Raw genomic sequence first — 19,669 nt, forward strand, 5'->3', positions numbered from 1 at the left:
CAAAATCAAACATGTCCGATGAATGCGGCTGAAGGGCCTCTGCGTCTGATGTTGGCAAGCGCTGTCATGGGGCTGTTCACTTTGCGCAGGGTGCAGTGCGCTCCACTCCAAGACGGTCATGGACGGCGGGCTTAAGGTTGCCAACAACCCGTTCTCCAATGGGTCCAACAAGAATGAGAGAGAGCCCGACGCCATGCCACATCCCACGCAAAACACCTGCGGCCCAAGGACAGCCGCGACCGGGGAGTCGCCATGAAGCCCGATCTGAATGCCCAGTCGCCCCGGCTGCATTCGACGGCCCATCCGACGACGCGCACCCGCACACATGCCTCGACTCACAACCCATCCGGGCTGGAGCGCCAGGTGTGGCGGCAGTGGTATCTGCGATGTCTGACCTGGGCTTTCATGCTGTTGACGGCCGCGCGTCTGGTGGCCTACATGCCGACCGTGGTCTCCATCGTGCAAAGCCGCAATTCGCAACAGCATTCGCTGTGGACCTGGCTGATCTGGGTGGGGGCCAACCTGACGATGGCGGCCTGGCTCTACGAGCACAACGGCCAGCAGATGGACAAAGCCATCGGGGTGAGTCTTGCCAACGCCACGGCCTGCGCGTTCACGGCGGTGGTGATTCTGTGGTTTCGCTGACGGGAAACGAAGTTTCAGAGAGAGGGACGGGGAGGGAGTGCGAGCGAGGGGAGCGCGTTTGGCGATCTTGGCAATCCTGGTGATCCAGACGCGCTCCTGCTTGCTTGCGTGTTTGCCTGTTCGGAGCAGGTGCTCAGAACAGCTCGATCTCGCCGTGCGTGATCTGCGACTTCACTTCGCCGCGTGACAGCATCAGGTCGTAGTAGCGCACCTGATTGCGGCCATTTTCCTTGGCGTAGTAGAGCGCCTGATCGGCGCGGCCCAGCACTTCGACGGGCGCACCGTCCATGGTCGAGGTGAAGCCGATGCTCACGGTGATGCCGCCGATCTGCGGGAACATGTGTTCCTGGACCGTGAATCGAAAGCGCTCGAAGGCCTGCGCCGCATGCTCCAGCGTGGCCGAGCGCAACAGCACGACGAACTCTTCGCCGCCGAAGCGGAAGACGCGGTCCTGTGCGCGAAAGGACGAGCGCAGCAGGTTGGCCACGAGGATCAGCACCTCGTCGCCGTAGAGGTGGCCGTAGACGTCGTTGACCTGCTTGAAGTGGTCGATGTCGATCACCGCCAGCCATTGCTGAGGCGTGTCGGCGCCGGTGTCCAGTTGGTCGAATTCGGAGTTCGACGGCGTGGTGATGCGCGCGAAATGTTCCTCGAAGGTCTTGCGGTTGAGCAGGCCAGTGAGGGCGTCGCGCTCGCTGTAGTCGAGCAGGTTCTGGTAGTTCTGATAGACCTGAAACACGCCCATGATCACATCGCGTTCGCGGCGCGTGAATGGTTTGTTCTGGGTGACTTCGAGGCAGGCATACGCCTTGTCCTCGATCCACACCGGCAGCCACAGCGTGTGGCTGTTGGGGGAGCTGCGCAGGGCGACTTCGCAGTGTTCCTTGAGGCACTCGGTCAGCTCGGGCATGTTGGTGAGCACGCCGCGAGCCGGGTCGACCGAGGCTTCGCATTCGGACGAAATCACCTCGCCGCGATGGCTCCAACTGCGCGGGCGCACCATCACCTGCGAGTCGCTGAAGAAGAACTCCAGCGCGCGCACTTCCATGTTCCTGCCCAGTTGCAGCAACGTGGTCAGCACCGATGCTTCAAGACGCAAGTGGTCCCGGTGTCCGGTCATTTCCACAAGGTGCTGAAGAATGGGTGTCATTGCTGACTGTTCCTGGGCTTCTGTCATGGTGCGTTCGATGATGAGAAGGTCAGCGTCGTTGGAAGACGAGGTCCCACACGCCATGTCCCAGGCGCAGTCCCCGGTTCTCGAACTTGGTGAGTGGACGGTAGGCGGGCTGCGGCGCGTAGCCTTCGGCGGTGTTGGCAAGGTGTGGATCAGCCGACAGCACTTCCAGAATCTGCTCGGCATAGGGCTCCCAGTCGGTCGCGCAGTGGATGTAGCCACCGGGCTTGAGACGGGACACCAGCTTGGCAACGAGCGGGGCCTGGATCAGACGGCGCTTGTTGTGGCGCTTCTTGTGCCATGGATCGGGAAAGAAGATGTGCACGCCGTCGAGCGTGCCTTCGGGCAGCATGTTGTCGACGACTTCGACCGCGTCGTGCTGCAGGATGCGGATGTTCTCGATGTGGCCTTCGCCCACGCGCTTGAGCAGCGCGCCCACACCGGGCTCGTGCACTTCGCAGCACAGAAAGTTGTCTTCGGGGCGCACCTGCGCGATGTGCGCCGTGGCGTCACCCATGCCGAAGCCGATTTCGAGAATCAGCGGGGCGGTGCGGCCGAATGCGGCGGCAGCATCGAGTGGCTGGGCGGCGTAGTCGAGCACGAAACGCGGGCCGAGGGTTTCCAGCGCCTTGGCCTGGCCGGTGGTCACACGACCGGCACGCAGCACATAGCTTTTGATGGCCTTGGGATGGGCCACGTCGGCAGGGGCCGCAGCGTTGCTTTGCTGGTGGGTTGCAGCATCAGGGGCCGTGTCCGGCACGATAGGTGAATTAGTTGTTATCACAGGAACAGATTGTAATTTCTTAATTGAGCGAATAGGGCCAGGCGCTCACCCAAAATGCGAGCGCTTCTGCGATCGTTCCATGCCGTTGTGCGGCGCACACGGGCAGGCCCAAAGCGGCGGCGGCAAGACACAAAGCGACGAGTGGTTGAGCACTGTCGATGGCGGGTGCGCCGTGCTGTTTGGAGAGCTTTTCGCCATCGGCTGCACGCACCAGCGGGGTGTGCAGATAGGCAGGACTTTGAAAGCCCAAAGTGGCTTGCAGCATGATCTGGCGGGCCGTATTGTCGGTCAAATCCTCACCCCGAACGATGTGGGTGATGCCTTGATCGGCATCGTCCGCCACTACCGCGATCTGATAGGCCCAGATGCCATCGGCGCGAAGCAGAACAAAGTCGCCCACTGCACTCGCGACATCTTGAAATTGCGCCCCGAGTCTACGGTCTTGCCAGCTAACACCATCCCTGGAAAGGGTGATTGATCTCTCGTTTCGAGAATCGATGGATGACGATTGTTGACGTCTGCTGGTGTGAAAACGCCACGAACGCGCCTCATGCCCGTGCAGGCCATCGCGGCAAGTGCCGGGGTAGACCTGTTCGGTGTGGCGTTCGTGGGTCTGGCCTTGGGATTCCAGCGCCAGAGCGATGTCGCGGCGCGTGCAGCCGCAAGGGTAGGCCCAGTGGTCAGCGAGGAGCTGATCGAGCAATTGCTGATAGCGCGCCGTGCGCTGGGTTTGGTAGAGCGGCGGCTCGTCAGGGAGCAACTGGCAGGCGGCGAGTTGCGAAAGAATGGTGTCCGCTGCGGCTTGCGAGCAGCGCGGCTGGTCCACATCTTCGATGCGCACCAGCCAGCGACCGCCAGCGGCGCGGGCATCGAGCCAACTGGCCAGCGCGGCCACGAGCGAGCCCGCATGCAGCGGGCCGGTGGGCGAGGGCGCAAAGCGCCCCACGTACTGCCCGGTGCGGTTTTCCGCCCTTTTATCACTGACTTCACTGACCAACGCTGCTTCCGTCATCAACTGCCCAATTTCTGCTGGGCGTCGATTCTACGAAAAAGCCTTGTTGGAATGCGCCGCGTCGATGGAAGCCAGCGCCAATTCAAGGCCGGAGATGAAGGCGTCTTCGAGCCGGTGGCCCAGACACCAGTCACCGCACATGCCCAGTTGGGCGTCGTCGTCCCACAGCGCGGACTGGCCGAGCGGCATCATCGTGCGGGCGTGGCGCCAGCGGCGGATGTCGATCTGGCTGGGCGTGGCGCGAATGCCGGTCACTTCGGAGAATGCGCGCAGCAGCTTGGCTTGCACGCGCGCAGGATCGTCATTCACGTGCTCCAGCGACCATTGCGGGCTGGCCTGCACGGTCCAGCGCTCGACTTGCGAGCGGCCGGGCTTGGACGATTCGCGCGCCAGCCAGGCGATGCGGTGATGCGTGCTGCGCGCGGCATTCCACTGCGGCCCGAGCGTGGTGAGGCCGGGGCGCACGGCTTGCGGAAAACCGAGCATCAGCGTCCAGCAAGGGGCGGTTTCCACCTTGGCGAGCTGCTCTTCCCACAGCGTCTGGTGCTCGCCCTGAATGGCCTGAGCGACGGGCGCGGGAACGGCCAGCAGCACGGTGTCGAATCCTGCCTGCACGCTGTTGCCGCCATCGGGCAACTGCGCGCGCAACTGCCATTGATCGGGAGAGACCACATCGCGCTCGATGGCGACGATGGTGGTGTTGACCACGAGGCGGCTCTTGTCGGCCAGCGGTTGCGCCCAAGTCTTGACCAGAGCGTCCATCGCCGGCGTGGCAACCCAGTGGCGCTCGCCCGGTGGCGGCGCAGCGGCGACCACGCGGCCTGCCTCGTCCAGCACGCGGACGGTGTTCACGCTCCAGGCGCGGCACAGGCCGGGAACGGTGTCGAGTGCCTTCTGGAAGCGCGCATCGCGCACGGTGAAATACTGCGCGCCAACGTCATAGGTGCCGCACACCGAATTCACAACCGAGGTGCGGCCGGACGCCTCAGCCTGCTTTTCGAACACGGTCACGTCGTGGCCCGCCTGCGTGAGCGTGCGTGCAGCCGCAATGCCTGCCATGCCCGCACCAATGACGGCGATTCGCTTGGGTTTGGAGCGAATGCCTCCGTAGGGGCGGTGCTCGGGCTCGGAATTCCTGGAAGTAGTGTCTAGCATGACGGACCCAGTCTTTGAAAAAGTGGTTTGCAACCCAAAAGAATCATCCCGACATTCGCACGAATATCCCGAATGTTTCCTTTGGCGATGCGGCTTTGACACTCTACACGGCTTATGGCTCCAATTGACTGTGGAGGGTTCAGAAGTGATGGTGGTTTTCCAGTAAAGAGCGTTGCGTGGCCTCGCTCTTGAGCTGCGCGAGCCACCATTGCAGCGCCTGTCCGGGCGCCCTTTGCATGCCCCGACCCCACACGTAGCTCAGGCGCACCGTGCGCTGCGGACGCTGCACGGCCTTGACCACCAGATGGCCTGCGTTGACATATGAGCGCACCATCGGCTCGGGCAGAAAACCCGCGCCCATGCCGCGCAACTGGGCCTGAATCTTGGCGCTCATCGAGTCCACGGTCATCACGTCCTGACCCGGCAGAATGCCCATGGTCACATTGGAGCGGCTGGCCGAATCCGCGACGGCAATCACGCGGTGCACACGCAAGGTGGCATCGCTCAGCGGCTCGGGAAGTTGGGCCAGCGGGTGGTGCGGCGCGACCACGAACACGAACTTGAGCGAACCCAGCGGCGCGCTTTGCAGACCGGCGATGCTGGGTGTATCGACCGCCACGCCAATCGCCAGATCGGCGCGCCCGGAGGTCAGGCACTCCAGCGTGCCGCTCAGAATGCCGTCGGTGAGCTTGAGCCGCGTGGGCGGCGTCGGCTTGATGTCGAAGAACGCCTGTCCCAGCTCCAGCATGGTGGGAGTGGAGATGATCTGGTCCACGCTGATGGTGAGTTGCGGCTCCCAGCCCGTGGCCACGCGGCGCACATGGTTGGCGACTGAATCCACGTCCGCCAGCAGACGTGCGCCTTCGCGCAGCAGTTCGGCCCCGGCCTCGGTCGGGTGGGCCTGGCGCGAACTGCGGTCGAACAGCAGCACGTCGAGCGCATCTTCGATCTGGCGCACCCGGTAGGTCAGGGCGCTGGGCACCAGTTGCAGCTCGCGCGCCGCAGCGGCAAAGCTGCCGGTGTCAGCGATGAGCTGCAGCATGGTGAGATTTTCGGGGGTCAGTACATCGCGTGCGTTTTGCATGGTGATGCCACTTTACTTCAATTCATTTGAATGATTCCTTCAACCCGCTTGAGACACGCGGGGGGCGTCCCCAACTACAGTTCATACATCGGGTTCGACAAGACCCACAACCCACACGAAGGAGCTTTTTATGTTGACCATTCGCCACTCTGATGACCGCGGCCTTGCTGACCATGGCTGGCTCAAGTCGCGTCACAGCTTTTCCTTTGCAGACTACTACGATCCACGCCACATGGGCTGGGGCAATCTGCGTGTGATCAACGAAGACCGCATCGCCCCCGGCACGGGCTTCGGCACGCACGGCCACCGTGACATGGAGATCATCAGCTACGTGCTGTCCGGCAACCTCGCACACAAGGACAGCATGGGCAACGTCAAGGGCATTCCGCCCGGAGACGTGCAGCGCATGAGCGCCGGCAGCGGCGTGCGCCACAGCGAGTTCAACCATGCCGAAGGCCAGCACACGCACTTTCTGCAGATCTGGATCGAGCCCAACGAAATGGGCGTGCCACCGAGCTACGAGCAGATCACCGTGGGCGACGACCAGAAGCAAGGTCGCCTGCGCCTGGTGGCCGCTCCCGGTGGTGACGAAGGCGTGGTGAACATTCACGCCGACGCACGCCTGTATGCAGGACTGTTCGACGGCGCGGAGCATGCCGAGTTGAAGATCAACCCCGCCCGCAAGGCCTATGTCCACCTGATTCGCGGCGAGTTGAAGGTCAACGGCGAACAGCTCAAGACCGGCGACGCCGCGCTGATCAATGACGAGTCCGACATCAAGATCACCGACGGCAAGGATGCTGAAGTGCTGGTGTTCGATTTGCAGGCTTGATGCCTCCATGGGCTCCGTTCGCGGAGCCGGTTGGAACCAATCGCCCTTGGGGTGTTACTCAGCACCAATGAGTACAAAACAAAAGGGACGAGCCACATGATCCAGCCATCGCCACACAACAGGTCGGGAAGCCGGCCTGTTGCCGTTTTTGCTGCCTTGCTGATTTCGGTCGCAGCTTTGCTTTCAGCATGTGACGGGAGTGATCGCCGCGAAGATCCCCTGAGTGAATTCAAGCGGCAAACACTGGCTTGGAGCGATTGCGACGCGGATACGAAGGCGTCGCTCGACCTGATTTATCCCGAGGCCGGAGCGCTGCGCATTCAATGCACGCAAATGCGGGCCCCGCGCGACTACACGGCTCCCGAGACGGGCGAGGTGACGGTCGGCATGCTGCGCGTGAAGGCATTGGCGGGCGAGGGCACTGCGCCCGAACCCATGCTGTTCAATCCTGGAGGGCCGGGCGGTGATGGCTATCTGATTTCGGTCATCAGAGCGGCGCAGTTGGACGAAGTCGTCCAGGGCGCAGGCAGCGGCACGGCCGCGACCCGGCAGATGGCCCTGAAGCTGCTGCAGTCCTACGACCTGATCGGCTTCTCGCCACGTGGCACGGGCCACAGCACGCGGCTCAAGTGCGAATCGGCACAGCAACTGGAGCCCGTGGACCACTCGCTGGCCGGGAGAATCCCCTCCAACATACGGGCGGAACTTGCCAATATCGAAAAGAAGGCCGAGGCCTGCGCAAGCAACCCGCTGACGCCGTTCATCAACTCCGATGCAACGGCGCGCGACATGGACCTGATGCGCGAGGTGCTGGGCGGGAAAAAGCTGCATTTCTACGGAGCCTCCTACGGCACCTGGCTGGGCCTTTGGTATGCGAGCGTGTTTCCGCAAAACGTGGGGCGCATGGTGCTCGACAGCAACATGGACTTCACCAGCGACTTCTCACAGGCGGGGATCAACTCGATCTGGTCAATGGACCGCACGTTCAAGGAGTTGATTGCGCCCTATGCAGCCGGTCACCCCGATGTGTACGGCCTCGGCAACGATGCGCAGGCGATCCGCGATCTGCCGGGCCAGTTGCCAGCGGCCATCCGCTCCGCCGCGGCGCGTCAGATGGGGGCCAACATGAATATGAGCAAGAACGCTCCGTTCGTGGCCTTCGCCTTGGCGGCTGGGCGTGCACTCAGTCAGCCGCCGTTTGTCGACCTTTGGCCGCTGGGCGTGACGGGTGGCGACTTTGCACAGATGGACAAGCTCATCGACCAGCATCGCTTTGCGGACGATGCCGAGATCAACGGCGAAGTGCAGTGGCAGGCCAAGAAGATCGTGGAGCGCGTGGTTGCCGATCTGCAGCGCCCCACCGTGAGTTTTGGGGGATACCCTGCGGTGTACAAGGCGGTGGTCTGCAACGACATGCCCTCGGCCAGCGACGATCCGCAGTGGTGGAGCAAGCGCTACACCGAACTCTACGAAACCTATCCGCTGGCCGATCTGGAGGGCTATGAGTCCTGCATGTACTGGAAGCGTCCGGCCGCCGTGCGCAAGCCGTCACTCTCGGCAATGAAGGACCTTGATGTGATGCTGGTGCAGTCGCAGTACGACGTGCCGACGCCGCATGAGAACGCGCGTGCGGTGCTGGCCCAGTTGCCGAAGTCGCACATGGTCTACGTCACCAATGAGATGAACCACGGGGTGTTTCCGTATAGCGACGAGTGCGTGGATTCGAACGTGCTTGCCTACTTGCTGGGAAGCTCACCCAAGGACCAGATCACCACGTGTACAGGCCGCACGATCGACGAGACGCGCGGTACGGCCACTCAAAAGTCTGGACGAAGATTCGAGCGCCCAACCAACCTCAAGCCGGACGGCATCATGTGGTGACAATGCTGGAGGGAAGGCTCAGCCGCGCGGCTTGGCACCTTCCTGTCCGCGCTGCCACTCGCCCTGAATGAGCCGCTCGTGCGGCTCGAAGCGGGCCTTGTAGTTCATCTTCGGGCTCTGCTCGATCCAGTAGCCGAGGTACACGAATGGCAGACCCAGCGAGCGTGCTTGCTGGATTTGCCATTGCACGTTGTAGGTGCCGTAGCTGGTCTTTTCCTCGGGCTCGTAGAAGGTGTACACAGCGGAGATGCCGTCGTCGAGCACATCGAGAATCGACACCATCTTGAGCGCGCCGGGCGAGCCGTCTTCATTGGTCTCGCGGAACTCCACCAGGCGTGAATTGACGCGGCTTTGCAGCAGGAACTGGGTGTACTGGTCGATGCTGTCGTGGTCCATGCCGCCGCCTTCATGGCGCGCGTTCTGGTAGCGCAGGTAGAGCTGGTAATGCTCGGGCAGGTAGCACAGGCGCAGCACGCGGGCCTGCAGGTGCGAGTGCTGCGTCCAGGCGCGGCGCTGGCTGCGGTCGGGCTTGAATTCGTTGACCAGCACGCGCAGCGGAATGCAGGCCTGGCAGCCATCGCAATATGGGCGGTAGGTGAACATGCCGCTGCGGCGAAAACCGCGCGCGACGAGGTCGGAATAGACGTTGTTGTGAATCAGGTGGCTGGGCGTGGCGACCTGGGAACGTGCCAGCCGTCCCGGCAGATAGCTGCAGGAGTAGGGGGCCGTGGCATAGAACTGCAGGGACTGCAGCGGCAGGTCGTTGAGCTGGGTCACGCGGAAGATGGCGAAGACAACAATGAATCCCAGTATACGGGCTTGAATGTCCAATCGAGCCCATCGTGGGATCGCGCTTCGTGAACGTTGCTCAGAAACTGCGCTCGGGAGATTTCGCGGCCGCCCAAAGAGGCCAGATGTCCCGTGTTCTGCTGGCAGTCGATCATGTCCACGCCTTGCGTTCGGCACAGGCCGACGAGCGCGGCCAGCGCGACCTTGGAGGCATCGGTCACCTTGGCGAACATCGATTCGCCAAAAACCGCTTTGCCGATCGAGATGCAGTAAAGCCCGCCGACGAGTTGGCCGTCCACCCAGGTCTCGATGCTGTGCGCCGTGCCCGCCTCGTGCAGTTTTTCGTAGGCTTCGATCATCGCGGGGACGATCCACGTGCCGTTCTGGCCGGAGCGCGGCGACGAAGAGCAGGCGTTGATCACGGCGCTGAAATCGCTGTCGATGCGCACCTCGCACGAGGGCAGGGTGCGAAAACGCTTGATCGTCTTGCGCAGCGAGTGGTGCAGTTTGAATTCGGCGGGAAAGAGCACCATGCGCGGGTCGGGGCTCCACCACAGAATGGGCTGGCCCTGGCTGAACCACGGAAAGATGCCATTGGCATACGCGGCCTTCAGGCGCCAGACATCGAGGGTCGCTCCTGCAGCGAGCAGGCCGGGCGCGGGAGAGTCATGATCCCAGCTGTCGGCAACGGGCGGAAAGGGTTCTTCGGGATCGAGCCAGGTCAGCGAGGGGGTCATGGATGAATGCGCTACGGTGTCTGTCACTATCGTATTGCATTGTTGGCACAAAGGCAGAACGCCCGCTGAAATTGTTCAGCGGGCGTTCTTTTTTGCGGGATCAGTTTGGGATCGATCCTGGATCAATCAGCCTTCTTGCTGCGGATGACCGCGCTGTTGGCCGCGTCGATCTTGACCTTCATGACCGAGCCGTCCTGCTGCAACACTTCCACGTCGTAGGACGCCTTGCCCCAGTTGGAATCCAGCTCGGCACCCACTGGCGTGCCGGGCGTGCCTTTGAGGGCGGCTTCCACGGCCTGCGTCAGGCTGATCCTGGATTCCTTCATGCGCTTGATGTCCTTGGATGGGGTCTTGCCTTTTTGCTTGTGCACGGCGGCTTCGCCGGAGATGGCGTTCACCCAGACTTCGACCGTGTTGCCAGCAGGCGTTGCCACCTTGGCTTCAAAACGAGGCGCGGCACCATCGTCGTCATCCAGTTCGATGTCGATGACCTTGCCTTGGCCAGCCTCGGCCGCCTTCGCAATCGCCTGATCCAACATCACCGTGGTCTTGGAGGCCAGCGCTTGCCATTCGGCTGGCGACTTTGCGAAGGCAGCAGGCACGGCAAAGCTCAGCGAAGCGGCGAGGGCAACGGGGGCGAGGGTGTTCAGAAAGCGAGACTTCATGCGGTTCATTCCTGTGCAATGGGATGGTCAAAACGTCGAATATGAACAGTCTCGCCGCAAGCGGCTTGGACCTGTGTCAGTCAATGCCCCATTGGCCTGCGCGTCAATGCGGCAAGCGGCGGCAAGAAGGAGTGATCCTGCGTGATGAGGCTCAATCCTGCACGTACCATGCGTCCTTGAGCTCGCTCACGCGCACGGATGCATCCTTGAACTGCGCCTTGAGCCATTGCTCGACGGCGGTGCGGTCATCTTCCTTGGCGGAGCCGCGCGGGTAGGCTGTCACAAAGCCTTCGCTCAGCCAGCCGCGCAGCATCAGGCGACGGGGAACGACGACTTCGGTGAAGAACTTGTCCATCAGCGCTTCCTGCTCGTCGGCAGGCAGCGTGTTCTTGAACTCGATTTCGTACTCGAAACCCAGCTCCTGAAACTCGCCGATGTGCATCTTCTTGCGTTGGCGGCGGCTGCGTTCTTTGTTCGGTGGCAGAGACATGTTCGTGTTGCGCGTGCCCTTTCGGGGCGACGCGCCTGTTCTTGTTGAAAGCAGGTACTTTATTGCAAATGCAATGGCGCAGCCTTGAAGTCGGGCGCCTTGTCGGCCACGACATTGAGCCGCACGCCGAATTCGAGCCACGCCTTGCACGCGGCGATCACCAGATTGAAGCCCTCGGTCTGGTCGATGGCCTGCTGGTATTGCGCTTCAAGCGGGCCCTCGAAACCGGAGGCCGTGATGGTCACGAAGGTGGTTCCATCGGCGCGCGCCTCGAAATCCCACTGCGCCCGCGCGGGCCACTCGATCACCAGACGCCGGTTGGTGTCCAGCGTGACGACCTTGACCTGCGCGCTCACGCCGTAGTGATCCCAGAACCACGTCACCGTCGCGCCCTGATTGAGCGCGCCGCTGGCGCGGTTGAACCAGAATTGGGTGGTGATCTTCGGATCGACGAACGCGTTGAACACCTCGGCCACCGGCTTGCGGATCAGCATCGTGACCTTGACGGTGGGCGGCGAGGCTTTGGTCATCGTCGTGCAGTTCAGATCAGATCAGGCTGGTGCGCGCCAGCCGCTTGGAGTTCTGGACTGCCTTGCGATGAATCGGTGCGACCGATCGGGAACTGATGCGCTCCAGCGTCGTCGGCATGCGCGAGAGCTGACTGGAAAACGCCATCGGACCACGCATCCACGACAGGAAAAACGCCTGCTGCGCCTTGCCCATCTCCATGCACAGCGTCCACCACGATTGCGCGAAGGCGATCTGCTTTTCAGCGATCATGCCGGTGAATTCCTTTTGGTCGCGCCGCGATGGCCCTGTCGGCGAAGCCAGCGCCATGCGCGTGACGCGATGGGCGATCACGTGCGGTGCGGCAACGCTCAGTTCCGCCAGTTGGCGACCAGTGGAGCGGGTTTTGGATGTACGGGGCATGGGTGTGAGCACTCCTGAAGAATCGGGACCAGTGCTTTTGGCACGGTCTGCCGATTTTGACGATTCCACGTGACACACGCCAGAGGCTGGCTTGTAGGAGGAGGGGACGAATTGCCGGTTGGATAATCCATCCTTGCTCGCTCCTGCAGACCAGCGCCCCTTGACCGCTTCCAAAAAAATGACCCTCACGCATTCGCTTGCTACCGCCTCGACATTTGCCGTCCCATTCAGTGGACGCCATCTTCATGCGAACACATTGCCGGGAGAGTCTGCGCTTCACCTCTTTGCCATCCATGGCGGCGGGGCTGGCAACATCAACATTTTCAGTGGTTTGCGACACGCCCTGCTGGAACATGACATCGGCTCCACCGCTTTCGATTGCATTGGTCACGGCAGGACGGGCGGTGCGTTTGCCGAGTCATCGCTGCTGAGTCGCCAGCAACAGGCGATGTCCGTAATCCGGCACGCCAACATTGCGCCGAGCACCGTGCTCGGCATCAGCATGGGTGCCTACAACGCCATTCGATTGAGCGAGATGCTGCCGTTGCAATCGCTGATTCTGGTGGTGCCCGGCATCTACACGCCCGAAGCCTTGAACGTGCCGTTCGGCCCCGCGTTTTCCGACATCATCCGCCAACCTCGCAGTTGGGCCGACAGCGATGCCTGGGAGATCCTTGGGCGTTTCCGTGGACGGCTTCTGGTGATCGCGGCCGAGAAGGACGGCGTGATTCCACTCGAAATTCCCGAGCGGCTTTACGCTTCGGCGACCAGCGCCAGCGAGCGGGAACTGCTCGTCATTCCCGATGCCGAACATCGCGGACTTCTGCCGATCGTTCTGGCGCGACCGCAATGGCGTGATGCGGTCATGAACAATGTGATGCGCGCCTTGCCAGAGCGTCAGTAGCTGGGTTCTCCGAGTCCGAGAAAAGCGGATCAGCCAGCCGTCACGTCGATCTGATAAGTCCCCCACGGACACAGCGCAAACCGTTCCTTGAGCGGTTTGTTTGCTACGTCCGCAAAGCGATCCGGTTCATACACCGACCACAGTGGCCCGATGCCGCCGAGTGCCAGCGCCTGGCCGTCCAGATGGGTGGCGATGATGAAGCGGCGGTTGGTGATTTCTGCAGCCGAAATCGCCACGCCATAGCCGTCGATGGCGCGCACGAGGAACGAGAGATTCGCCGCCCATTTGACGCCAGCGGCTTTCATCACATCGCTGAACAGGGGGCCTTTGAGCACATGCTTCTTCGCGTCGTATTCGAGCGTCGGTTCGATGGTGACGGCGGGCAGGGCGGTCATCGCGGCGAAATCGAAGGCATGGGCCTTGTCGAATCGCACCTGATGTTTGCCCATGAGCTGGTCAAGCTGCGGATCGAAAGCGCCGCGATTGCCCGCGCCGATGAGGCCGCTCACCGTGAGCAGTACGGGGCCTTTGGCGGCCTTGGGGGCGTGCTGGGCCTGTGCATTGAGTGCGCTGGCACCCAAGCCCAGCGCAGCCAGTTTGATGAAGTCGCGTTTGGGGTTATGCATGCTCGGCTCTTTCATGCGAGGCGGTAGCTCAGCGCCCAGAAGTAGGGCCATTCGATGACCTCGATCTGAGAAGCATAGGGCGCAGCCACATCGCGCAACTGCTGCGCGGTCGGAAAGTTTTTGAGTACCCGATGTGCACTGCCGTCCTTGAGCAGACGTGTCTGGTAAGTGTTGCCGTCCCCATCGCGGTCGGAGATCGGCGTGCTGCTGCCTTCCACATAACGGTTGTCGATCAGCACGACCTGCGCGCCGGGCTTGAGCGATTGATGCAAGCCGCGCAGAAACTCGTGTTGACGGTCAACCGGCACATGCGACCACCAAAAGCCTGCGAATGCGGCATCGAAGCAATCGGGGGAAGAGGGGAGTTGGTAGGCGTCGCCGACGGTGAACTGCACTTGCGTGAGCGGCACACGTGCTCGGGCGATTTCAAGTGTTTCGATGGCGGCGTCGATGGCCAGCACGTGCTTGCAATGCGGGGCGTAGAACTGCGTCCAGTAAGCCGTTCCGCAGGCGATTTCGAGAATGGAGCCCGAGCCAATCTGCGTTGGAAGCCAGGCCTCCATGGCTCGCAGATCGCTTTGGCGCTCGGGTTTCAGGTAGATCGCGTCGTATTCCTTGGCGCGGGCTGCGTAGTATTCAGGCATAGCGTCTTGCATGAGCCGCCATTGTGGGGCTCACACAAGACCTGTGCAATGCCGTCAGGCTTTTTTCGTCTGCAGCATCTTGATGATGCTGGAGAAGTCTTCACCGCCGTGACCGCCGATGCTGTGCGCCGCATAGATTGCGCGCGCCATGCCGCCCAGTGGCGTGCTGGCCTTCACCGACATCGCGCATTCCTGTGCCAGGCCCAGGTCCTTGAGCATCAGATCGGTGCCGAAGCCGCCGGTGTAGCCGCGCGTGGCGGCCGAGGCTTCCTGCACGCCGGGGAAGGGGTTGTAGACCTCCAGCGCCCAGTTGCCACCGGAGCTGCGGCGCATGATTTCTGAGAGCACCTTGGGGTCGAGACCGTTGGCCACGCCCATGGCGATGGCTTCGCTGGTGCCGATCATCAGGATGCCAAGCAGCATGTTGTTGCAGATCTTGGCGGTCTGGCCTGCGCCCACATCACCCGCGTGGAAGATGTTCTTGCCCATCTTCTCGAGCAGCGGACGTGCGCGCTCCAAGTTCGCGTCGGAGCCGCCGACCATGAAGGTCAGCGTGCCCGCAATCGCGCCGCCCGTGCCGCCGGAAACCGGTGCGTCGATGAAGGCGATGCCGGCTGCTTCAGCGGCCTTGGCGACCTTCTGGCTGGTGGCACCGGCGATGGTGGACGAGTCGATGATCAGCGCGCCCTTGGTGATGGTGGAGAGCAGACCTGCCTTGCCATTGCTGCCGAGGAACAGACCTTCGACATGCTGGCTCGCAGGCAGCATGGTCACGATGACTTCCGCGCCTTGAACCGCGTCTTCGGCAGACGTGGCGACCTGCGCGCCTTCGGCCTTCACGCGTTCGCAGGCGTCCTTGGACAGATCGAACGCCTTGACGCTGTGACCTGCCTTCTGCAGATTGATGGCCATGGGCGCGCCCATGTTGCCGAGGCCGATGAATGCGATTTGCATGAGTGTTGTCTCCTGATTGGAAGGTGGTTGGTTGAATGGTTGGTTGGCTTGTCTATTCGGCAATCAAAGCGCCGCGTTCTTTCAGCAGAGAACGCAGAATGCTTCGATGGCAGCGTCGTTCTTCGTCGCAATAGCAGCCGATGGAAAACGCCGCCGTTTGTGAAAGCGCAGCCAGCAGGTCGAGCGTGCGGCTGCTGGCTGCATCGGCGAGTTGCTTGCGGAACTGTTTGTCGAACTGCGCCCAGAGCTTGGTGGCTTCGGCGTCCTGGCCGTCAGCGAACAGCTTCACGGCCTCTTGTGCGAGCGTCATCAGATCGGGCTCGGGCGAGAGTTCGGGATACCACACGTCGTAGTAATTGCGCGTCGCGAATTCGGCCTTGGGCACGCCACGCGGCGGACGTCGCACGGTGCCGATGCGCAGGCCCTCATCCTTGCTGCGCGGGGTGCCGAGTTGAACGATGCGTACTGACATATGCAGATCCTTCCGTGGTGGGCCGAATTACAGATCGCTTTCGAAGATGCTGTGACGCTTCTTCTTTGTGGTTTTGGTGGCTGCTTTCGCCGGAGCCTTTTTTGCGGCAGGCTTGCGGCGAGCGGATGCCTTGGCACTCGGGTTGTAGGCCAGCGCTCCATCCACCCATTCCTGCCATTGCGCGCGCGTGGCGTAGGCGGACGGCTCGACGCAGAAATAGCCTTGCATCTTTCCTTGCGCGTCCAGCGTGCGCACGCCGGGGCGCTCGGCCACGCGGTCGTGTTCCGACGGCGGCAAGCGCACCAGCAGCTCATCGCCCTTGACGCCAAGGCACATCTTGCCGTCCACCATGAACACATACCAGCCAAACATCGTGCGTTCCTCGACGTCAGCGCAATGCACCAAGGCATCGCGCACTGCGGCGATGAGCTGCAGGGTTTCGTCGGTGAGCGGGCGGGGGGGCATGACCGGAAATTGGCAGGAGCGTAAGGAGACTGTGCGTCAGCGAATCACATCCGGCGCATCGCCTTCCAGCATGCGCCGCGCGATGATCACGCGCATGATTTCGTTGGTGCCTTCCAGAATCTGGTGCACGCGCGAGTCGCGCATCAGGCGCTCCAGCGGGTATTCGCGGATGTAGCCGTAGCCGCCGTGCAGTTGCAGCGCGTCGTTGCAGACGTTGAAGCCCGCATCGGTCGCAAAGCGCTTGGCCATGGCGCAGTAGGTGGAGGCGTCGCGTGCGCCCGCATCGAGCTTGCTCGCGGCCAGGCGCACCATCTGGCGGGCGGCGACGAGTTCGGTTGCCATGTCGGCCAGCTTGAATTGCAGGGCCTGGAAGCTGGCGATCGGCTTGCCGAATTGCTTGCGTTCCTGCATGTAGCTTTGCGCTTGCTTCAACGCGCCTTGCGCCGCGCCGACCGAGCAGGTGGCGATGTTGATGCGGCCACCATCGAGGCCCTTCATCGCGATCTTGAAGCCTTCGCCTTCGCGGCCCAGCAGGTTCTGCGCGGGAATGCGCACGTTATCAAAGCTGATCACGCGCGTGGGCTGGCTGTTCCAGCCCATTTTTTCTTCCTTCTTGCCGTAGCTGACGCCTTCGGCATTCGCTGGCACGACAAACGCGCTGATGCCAGCCGCGCCCGATTGCGCATCGCCCGTGCGTGCCATCAGCACCAGCACGTCGGTCGAGCCCGCGCCGCTGATGAAGGCCTTGCTGCCGTTGATGATGTATTCGTTGCCGACAAGTTCGGCGCGGGTCTTGATGGAAGCGGCGTCGGAGCCTGCACCCGGTTCGGTCAGGCAGTAGCTTGCGAGCTTCTGGCCGCTGGTGAGCTGCTCGCCCCATTCGTTGCGCACTTCGTCGGTTGCCCAGGTGCCGAGCATCCAGGTCGCCATGTTGTGGATGGTGATGAAGGCGGTGGTCGATGGATCGACCGCAGCGAGTTCTTCGAACACCAGCGTGGCGTCGAGGCGGGGCAGGGCGAGGCCACCGGCATTTTCCGGCGCGTACAGGCCGCAGAAGCCCAGCTCGCCCGCCTTGGCGATGGCCTCGCGCGGGAAGATGCCTTCGGCGTCCCAGTGGCCCGCATGTGGGGCAAACTCGGCTTCGGCAAAGGTGCGCGCGGTGTCGGCAAAGGCGCGTTGGTCTTCGGTCAGTTCAAAGTCCATGGCGGGATGTCTCCTCGGAAATTCTGTGTCTTGTGGGTTGGCTGCTTACTGCGTTGGCAGGCTGGCTTCGGGCGGCGGCGGGTTGCCGGTATGCAGCCATTGCGACAGCGCGATGCGCCGCGACTGCGTCACCTTGACCATGCATTCGTGGTACAGGCGCACCCAGTGGGGATCGCCTTCCTTGCCACGGTTGTGCCGCTTGCAGTAATCGCGGCGCGTGCTGTGCCATTTGTTCTGATCCTGACGCAGCTGCGGGCGCTCGTGCGCGGACAGTGCGGTCATCACATCGCCGTAGTAGATGTTCAGTGCCGAATCGGCTTCCTGAAACTTCTTGACGGCGCAGGCGTTGACTTCGGCGATGGTGCCATCGGGAACGCAATCGGCTCCGGCCTGTGCCAGGGCAGCGGATGCGCCCGAACACAGCGCCACGGTCAGCGCGACATGTGCTGCCGCTCGCTTGAATGAATTCAGATTTGCAAACATGCGACCGATTTCACCACGCCTTGCAACGCCTTCAACAACAAAGCCCGCGCACTGCGCTTTGAACACAGCACGCGAGCCTGGTTGCATCCGCCGCCTTACTTCAGGCTGATGGTGGTATTCACGCCGTGGCTGGTCGTGGAGTCGTCAAACCAGCGCGCGGTGATCGTTTTGGTCTGTGTGTAGAACATCACGACTTGCTTGCCGTAGGGGCCCAGATCGCCCAGCTTGGAAGCGCGGCTGCCGGTGAACGAGAACAGTGGGACTGGCACGGGGATTGGCACGTTGATGCCGATCTGGCCAACGTCGATGTCTTCCTGGAACTTGCGGGCCGCTGCGCCGGACTGCGTGAAGATCGCCGTGCCGTTGCCGTTCGGGTTGGCGTTGATGAATTCGATGGCTTCGTCGATGTCGGCGGCTTCGGCGATGCACAGCACGGGGCCAAAGATTTCCTGGTCATAGACCGACATGCCGGGCTTGACGCCGGAGAAGATCGTTGGACCCACGAAGTTGCCCTTTTCGTAGCCGGGCACGTTCGGCTTGCGACCGTCGAGTTCCAGCTTGGCGCCGTCGGCAATGCCGCGCTCGATCAGGCTTTCCACGCGGGACAGCGCTGCGCAGGACACCACTGGGCCCACGTCCGTACCCTTTTCAGTGCCACCGGAAACCTTGAGCGTCTTGGCCTTTTCGACCAGATCGGGAATCCACTTCTGCGCTTCGCCCACCAGAACGACCACAGACAGCGCCATGCAGCGTTGACCTGCCGCGCCGAAAGCCGCGCCAGCCAAGGCGTTCAGAGCCTGATCCTTGTTGGTGTCGGGCATGACGATGGCGTGGTTCTTCGCGCCCATCATGCACTGCACGCGCTTGCCGTTCAGGCTGGCGCGGTTGTAGACATGGGTGCCGACCTTGGTCGAACCGACAAAGCTGATCGCCTTGATATCGGGGTGATCGCAGATGGCGTTCACTGCGTCTTCACCGCCGTGGATGACGTTCAGCACGCCAGCGGGCACGCCCGCTTCCAGTGCCAGTTCGCACAGGCGCATGGTGACCATCGGGTCTTGCTCGGAAGGCTTCAGCACGAAGGTGTTGCCGGTGGCAATCGCCATCGGGAACATCCACAGCGGAATCATCGCTGGGAAGTTGAACGGTGTGATGCCGGCGCACACGCCCAGTGGCTGGTTGATGGTGTAGGTGTCCACGCCATTGGCCACGTTGTTGGCCAGCTCGCCCAGTTGCAGCGTGCCGATGTTGGCTGCGTGCTCGACCACTTCGAGGCCGCGGAACACGTCGCCTTCGGCGTCGGGCAGGGTCTTGCCTTGCTCGGCGGTCAGCAGAGCGGCCAGCTCGGACATGTTTTCGCGGATCAGTTGCTGCAGCTTCAGGAAGATGCGGGCACGTGCGCCGATGGGGGTCTTCTTCCAGGTCTTGAATGCAGCCTTGCCGGAAGCGACTGCGGCATTGATTTCCTCAGGCGTCGCGAAAGGAACGCGGGCCAGCACTTGCTGAGTGGCCGGGTTCACCACGTCGCGCCACTGGGTGGTCTTGGACTCGACGAACTTGCCGTCGATGAGCAACTTGACGGTAGGGGCCAGCACTTGGGAATTGGCAGGTGCGTTCATTGGTGTCTCCTTGGAACCCGGTGGGTTGGTAAGTAATAGGCGAATGGTAGTTGTGCAAATATGTCTAGTCCAGAGACAATACTGCATTCTGGTTTTGCAAATTTGCACAACCGGGTGAGAT

The 19,669-nt window shown here is 62.2% G+C and carries 23 protein-coding genes; 4 read left to right on the top strand and 19 right to left on the bottom strand.

What is annotated here, in order from left to right; all coding sequences use genetic code 11:
- Positions 1-252: 252 nt before the first annotated feature.
- Positions 253-645, top strand: a complete 393-nt coding sequence (locus tag G7048_RS23195) for a hypothetical protein (RefSeq protein WP_166070395.1) — start codon at positions 253-255, stop codon at positions 643-645.
- Positions 646-778: 133 nt separating this feature from the next.
- Here the strand turns inward: G7048_RS23195 and G7048_RS23200 are convergent, their stop codons facing one another.
- The 5 genes from G7048_RS23200 to G7048_RS23220 form a co-directional block, all read right to left on the bottom strand.
- Positions 779-1,795, bottom strand: coding sequence for a GGDEF domain-containing protein (locus G7048_RS23200; RefSeq protein WP_166070396.1), 1,017 nt, complete (start codon positions 1,793-1,795; stop codon positions 779-781).
- Positions 1,796-1,844: 49 nt separating this feature from the next.
- The gene (gene trmB, locus G7048_RS23205; protein WP_371747713.1) at positions 1,845-2,582 is read right to left on the bottom strand and encodes a tRNA (guanosine(46)-N7)-methyltransferase TrmB; all 738 of its coding nucleotides are present in this window, start codon (positions 2,580-2,582) and stop codon (positions 1,845-1,847) included.
- A gap of 40 nt (positions 2,583-2,622) precedes the next feature.
- A complete protein-coding gene (gene gluQRS, locus G7048_RS23210) occupies positions 2,623-3,615 on the bottom strand; it encodes a tRNA glutamyl-Q(34) synthetase GluQRS (protein WP_166071142.1) in 993 nt (330 codons plus the stop codon).
- 30 nt (positions 3,616-3,645) lie between these two features.
- A complete protein-coding gene (locus G7048_RS23215; RefSeq protein ID WP_166070398.1) occupies positions 3,646-4,770 on the bottom strand; it encodes an NAD(P)/FAD-dependent oxidoreductase in 1,125 nt (374 codons plus the stop codon).
- Positions 4,771-4,909: 139 nt separating this feature from the next.
- The gene (locus G7048_RS23220; protein ID WP_166070399.1) at positions 4,910-5,854 is read right to left on the bottom strand and encodes a LysR family transcriptional regulator; all 945 of its coding nucleotides are present in this window, start codon (positions 5,852-5,854) and stop codon (positions 4,910-4,912) included.
- Positions 5,855-5,984: 130 nt separating this feature from the next.
- Here G7048_RS23220 and G7048_RS23225 point away from each other — a divergent pair, with 130 nt between their 5' ends.
- Both G7048_RS23225 and G7048_RS23230 read left to right on the top strand, forming a co-directional pair.
- Positions 5,985-6,686, top strand: coding sequence for a pirin family protein (locus G7048_RS23225; RefSeq protein ID WP_166070400.1), 702 nt, complete (start codon positions 5,985-5,987; stop codon positions 6,684-6,686).
- A 177-nt stretch (positions 6,687-6,863) separates the two neighbouring features.
- Positions 6,864-8,567 carry an alpha/beta fold hydrolase gene (locus G7048_RS23230; RefSeq protein WP_166070401.1) on the top strand — a complete coding sequence of 568 codons (1,704 nt, stop codon included), beginning with the start codon at positions 6,864-6,866 and terminating at the stop codon, positions 8,565-8,567.
- 18 nt (positions 8,568-8,585) lie between these two features.
- On the opposite strand, the gene G7048_RS23235 is transcribed toward G7048_RS23230, so the two are convergent.
- From G7048_RS23235 to G7048_RS23260, 6 genes are all read right to left on the bottom strand, one after another.
- Positions 8,586-9,344, bottom strand: coding sequence for an arginyltransferase (locus tag G7048_RS23235; RefSeq protein WP_166070402.1), 759 nt, complete (start codon positions 9,342-9,344; stop codon positions 8,586-8,588).
- Positions 9,341-10,093, bottom strand: coding sequence for a leucyl/phenylalanyl-tRNA--protein transferase (gene aat, locus G7048_RS23240; protein ID WP_166070403.1), 753 nt, complete (start codon positions 10,091-10,093; stop codon positions 9,341-9,343). The genes G7048_RS23235 and aat overlap by 4 nt, the downstream gene beginning before the upstream one ends.
- 122 nt (positions 10,094-10,215) lie before the next feature.
- A complete protein-coding gene (locus G7048_RS23245) occupies positions 10,216-10,758 on the bottom strand; it encodes a PepSY domain-containing protein (protein ID WP_166070404.1) in 543 nt (180 codons plus the stop codon).
- Positions 10,759-10,909: 151 nt separating this feature from the next.
- Positions 10,910-11,248, bottom strand: coding sequence for a YggL family protein (locus G7048_RS23250; RefSeq protein WP_166070405.1), 339 nt, complete (start codon positions 11,246-11,248; stop codon positions 10,910-10,912).
- Between the two features lie 59 nt (positions 11,249-11,307).
- Positions 11,308-11,778: an SRPBCC family protein gene (locus tag G7048_RS23255; protein WP_166070407.1), complete on the bottom strand. Its 471-nt coding sequence runs from the start codon at positions 11,776-11,778 to the stop codon at positions 11,308-11,310.
- A 16-nt stretch (positions 11,779-11,794) separates the two neighbouring features.
- Positions 11,795-12,178 carry a polyhydroxyalkanoate granule-associated phasin gene (locus tag G7048_RS23260; RefSeq protein ID WP_166070408.1) on the bottom strand — a complete coding sequence of 128 codons (384 nt, stop codon included), beginning with the start codon at positions 12,176-12,178 and terminating at the stop codon, positions 11,795-11,797.
- Between the two features lie 160 nt (positions 12,179-12,338).
- Between G7048_RS23260 and G7048_RS23265 the strand changes: the two genes are divergently transcribed.
- Positions 12,339-13,082: an alpha/beta fold hydrolase gene (locus G7048_RS23265; protein WP_240933089.1), complete on the top strand. Its 744-nt coding sequence runs from the start codon at positions 12,339-12,341 to the stop codon at positions 13,080-13,082.
- 29 nt (positions 13,083-13,111) lie between these two features.
- Here G7048_RS23265 and G7048_RS23270 read toward each other — a convergent pair whose 3' ends face one another.
- The 8 genes from G7048_RS23270 to G7048_RS23305 form a co-directional block, all read right to left on the bottom strand.
- Positions 13,112-13,708 (bottom strand): molybdopterin-dependent oxidoreductase, encoded by a 597-nt coding sequence (locus G7048_RS23270; protein WP_166070409.1) that lies wholly within the window; start codon positions 13,706-13,708, stop codon positions 13,112-13,114.
- Positions 13,709-13,719: 11 nt separating this feature from the next.
- Positions 13,720-14,352 (bottom strand): class I SAM-dependent methyltransferase, encoded by a 633-nt coding sequence (locus G7048_RS23275; protein ID WP_166070410.1) that lies wholly within the window; start codon positions 14,350-14,352, stop codon positions 13,720-13,722.
- Positions 14,353-14,406: 54 nt separating this feature from the next.
- Positions 14,407-15,306, bottom strand: a complete 900-nt coding sequence (gene mmsB / locus G7048_RS23280; protein WP_166070411.1) for a 3-hydroxyisobutyrate dehydrogenase — start codon at positions 15,304-15,306, stop codon at positions 14,407-14,409.
- Positions 15,307-15,358: 52 nt separating this feature from the next.
- Positions 15,359-15,778 carry a DUF488 domain-containing protein gene (locus tag G7048_RS23285; protein ID WP_166070412.1) on the bottom strand — a complete coding sequence of 140 codons (420 nt, stop codon included), beginning with the start codon at positions 15,776-15,778 and terminating at the stop codon, positions 15,359-15,361.
- A 27-nt stretch (positions 15,779-15,805) separates the two neighbouring features.
- Entirely contained in the window at positions 15,806-16,243 is a 438-nt protein-coding gene (locus G7048_RS23290) for a TfoX/Sxy family protein (RefSeq protein WP_166070413.1), read from the bottom strand.
- Positions 16,244-16,279: 36 nt separating this feature from the next.
- Entirely contained in the window at positions 16,280-17,446 is a 1,167-nt protein-coding gene (locus G7048_RS23295; protein WP_166070414.1) for an acyl-CoA dehydrogenase family protein, read from the bottom strand.
- Positions 17,447-17,491: 45 nt separating this feature from the next.
- Positions 17,492-17,929, bottom strand: coding sequence for a lysozyme inhibitor LprI family protein (locus tag G7048_RS23300; RefSeq protein ID WP_166070415.1), 438 nt, complete (start codon positions 17,927-17,929; stop codon positions 17,492-17,494).
- A 95-nt stretch (positions 17,930-18,024) separates the two neighbouring features.
- Entirely contained in the window at positions 18,025-19,548 is a 1,524-nt protein-coding gene (locus G7048_RS23305; protein WP_166070416.1) for a CoA-acylating methylmalonate-semialdehyde dehydrogenase, read from the bottom strand.
- Positions 19,549-19,669 lie beyond the last annotated feature (121 nt).

It is taken from the genome of Diaphorobacter sp. HDW4B, from assembly GCF_011305535.1.
GTDB lineage: Bacteria > Pseudomonadota > Gammaproteobacteria > Burkholderiales > Burkholderiaceae_C > Diaphorobacter_A.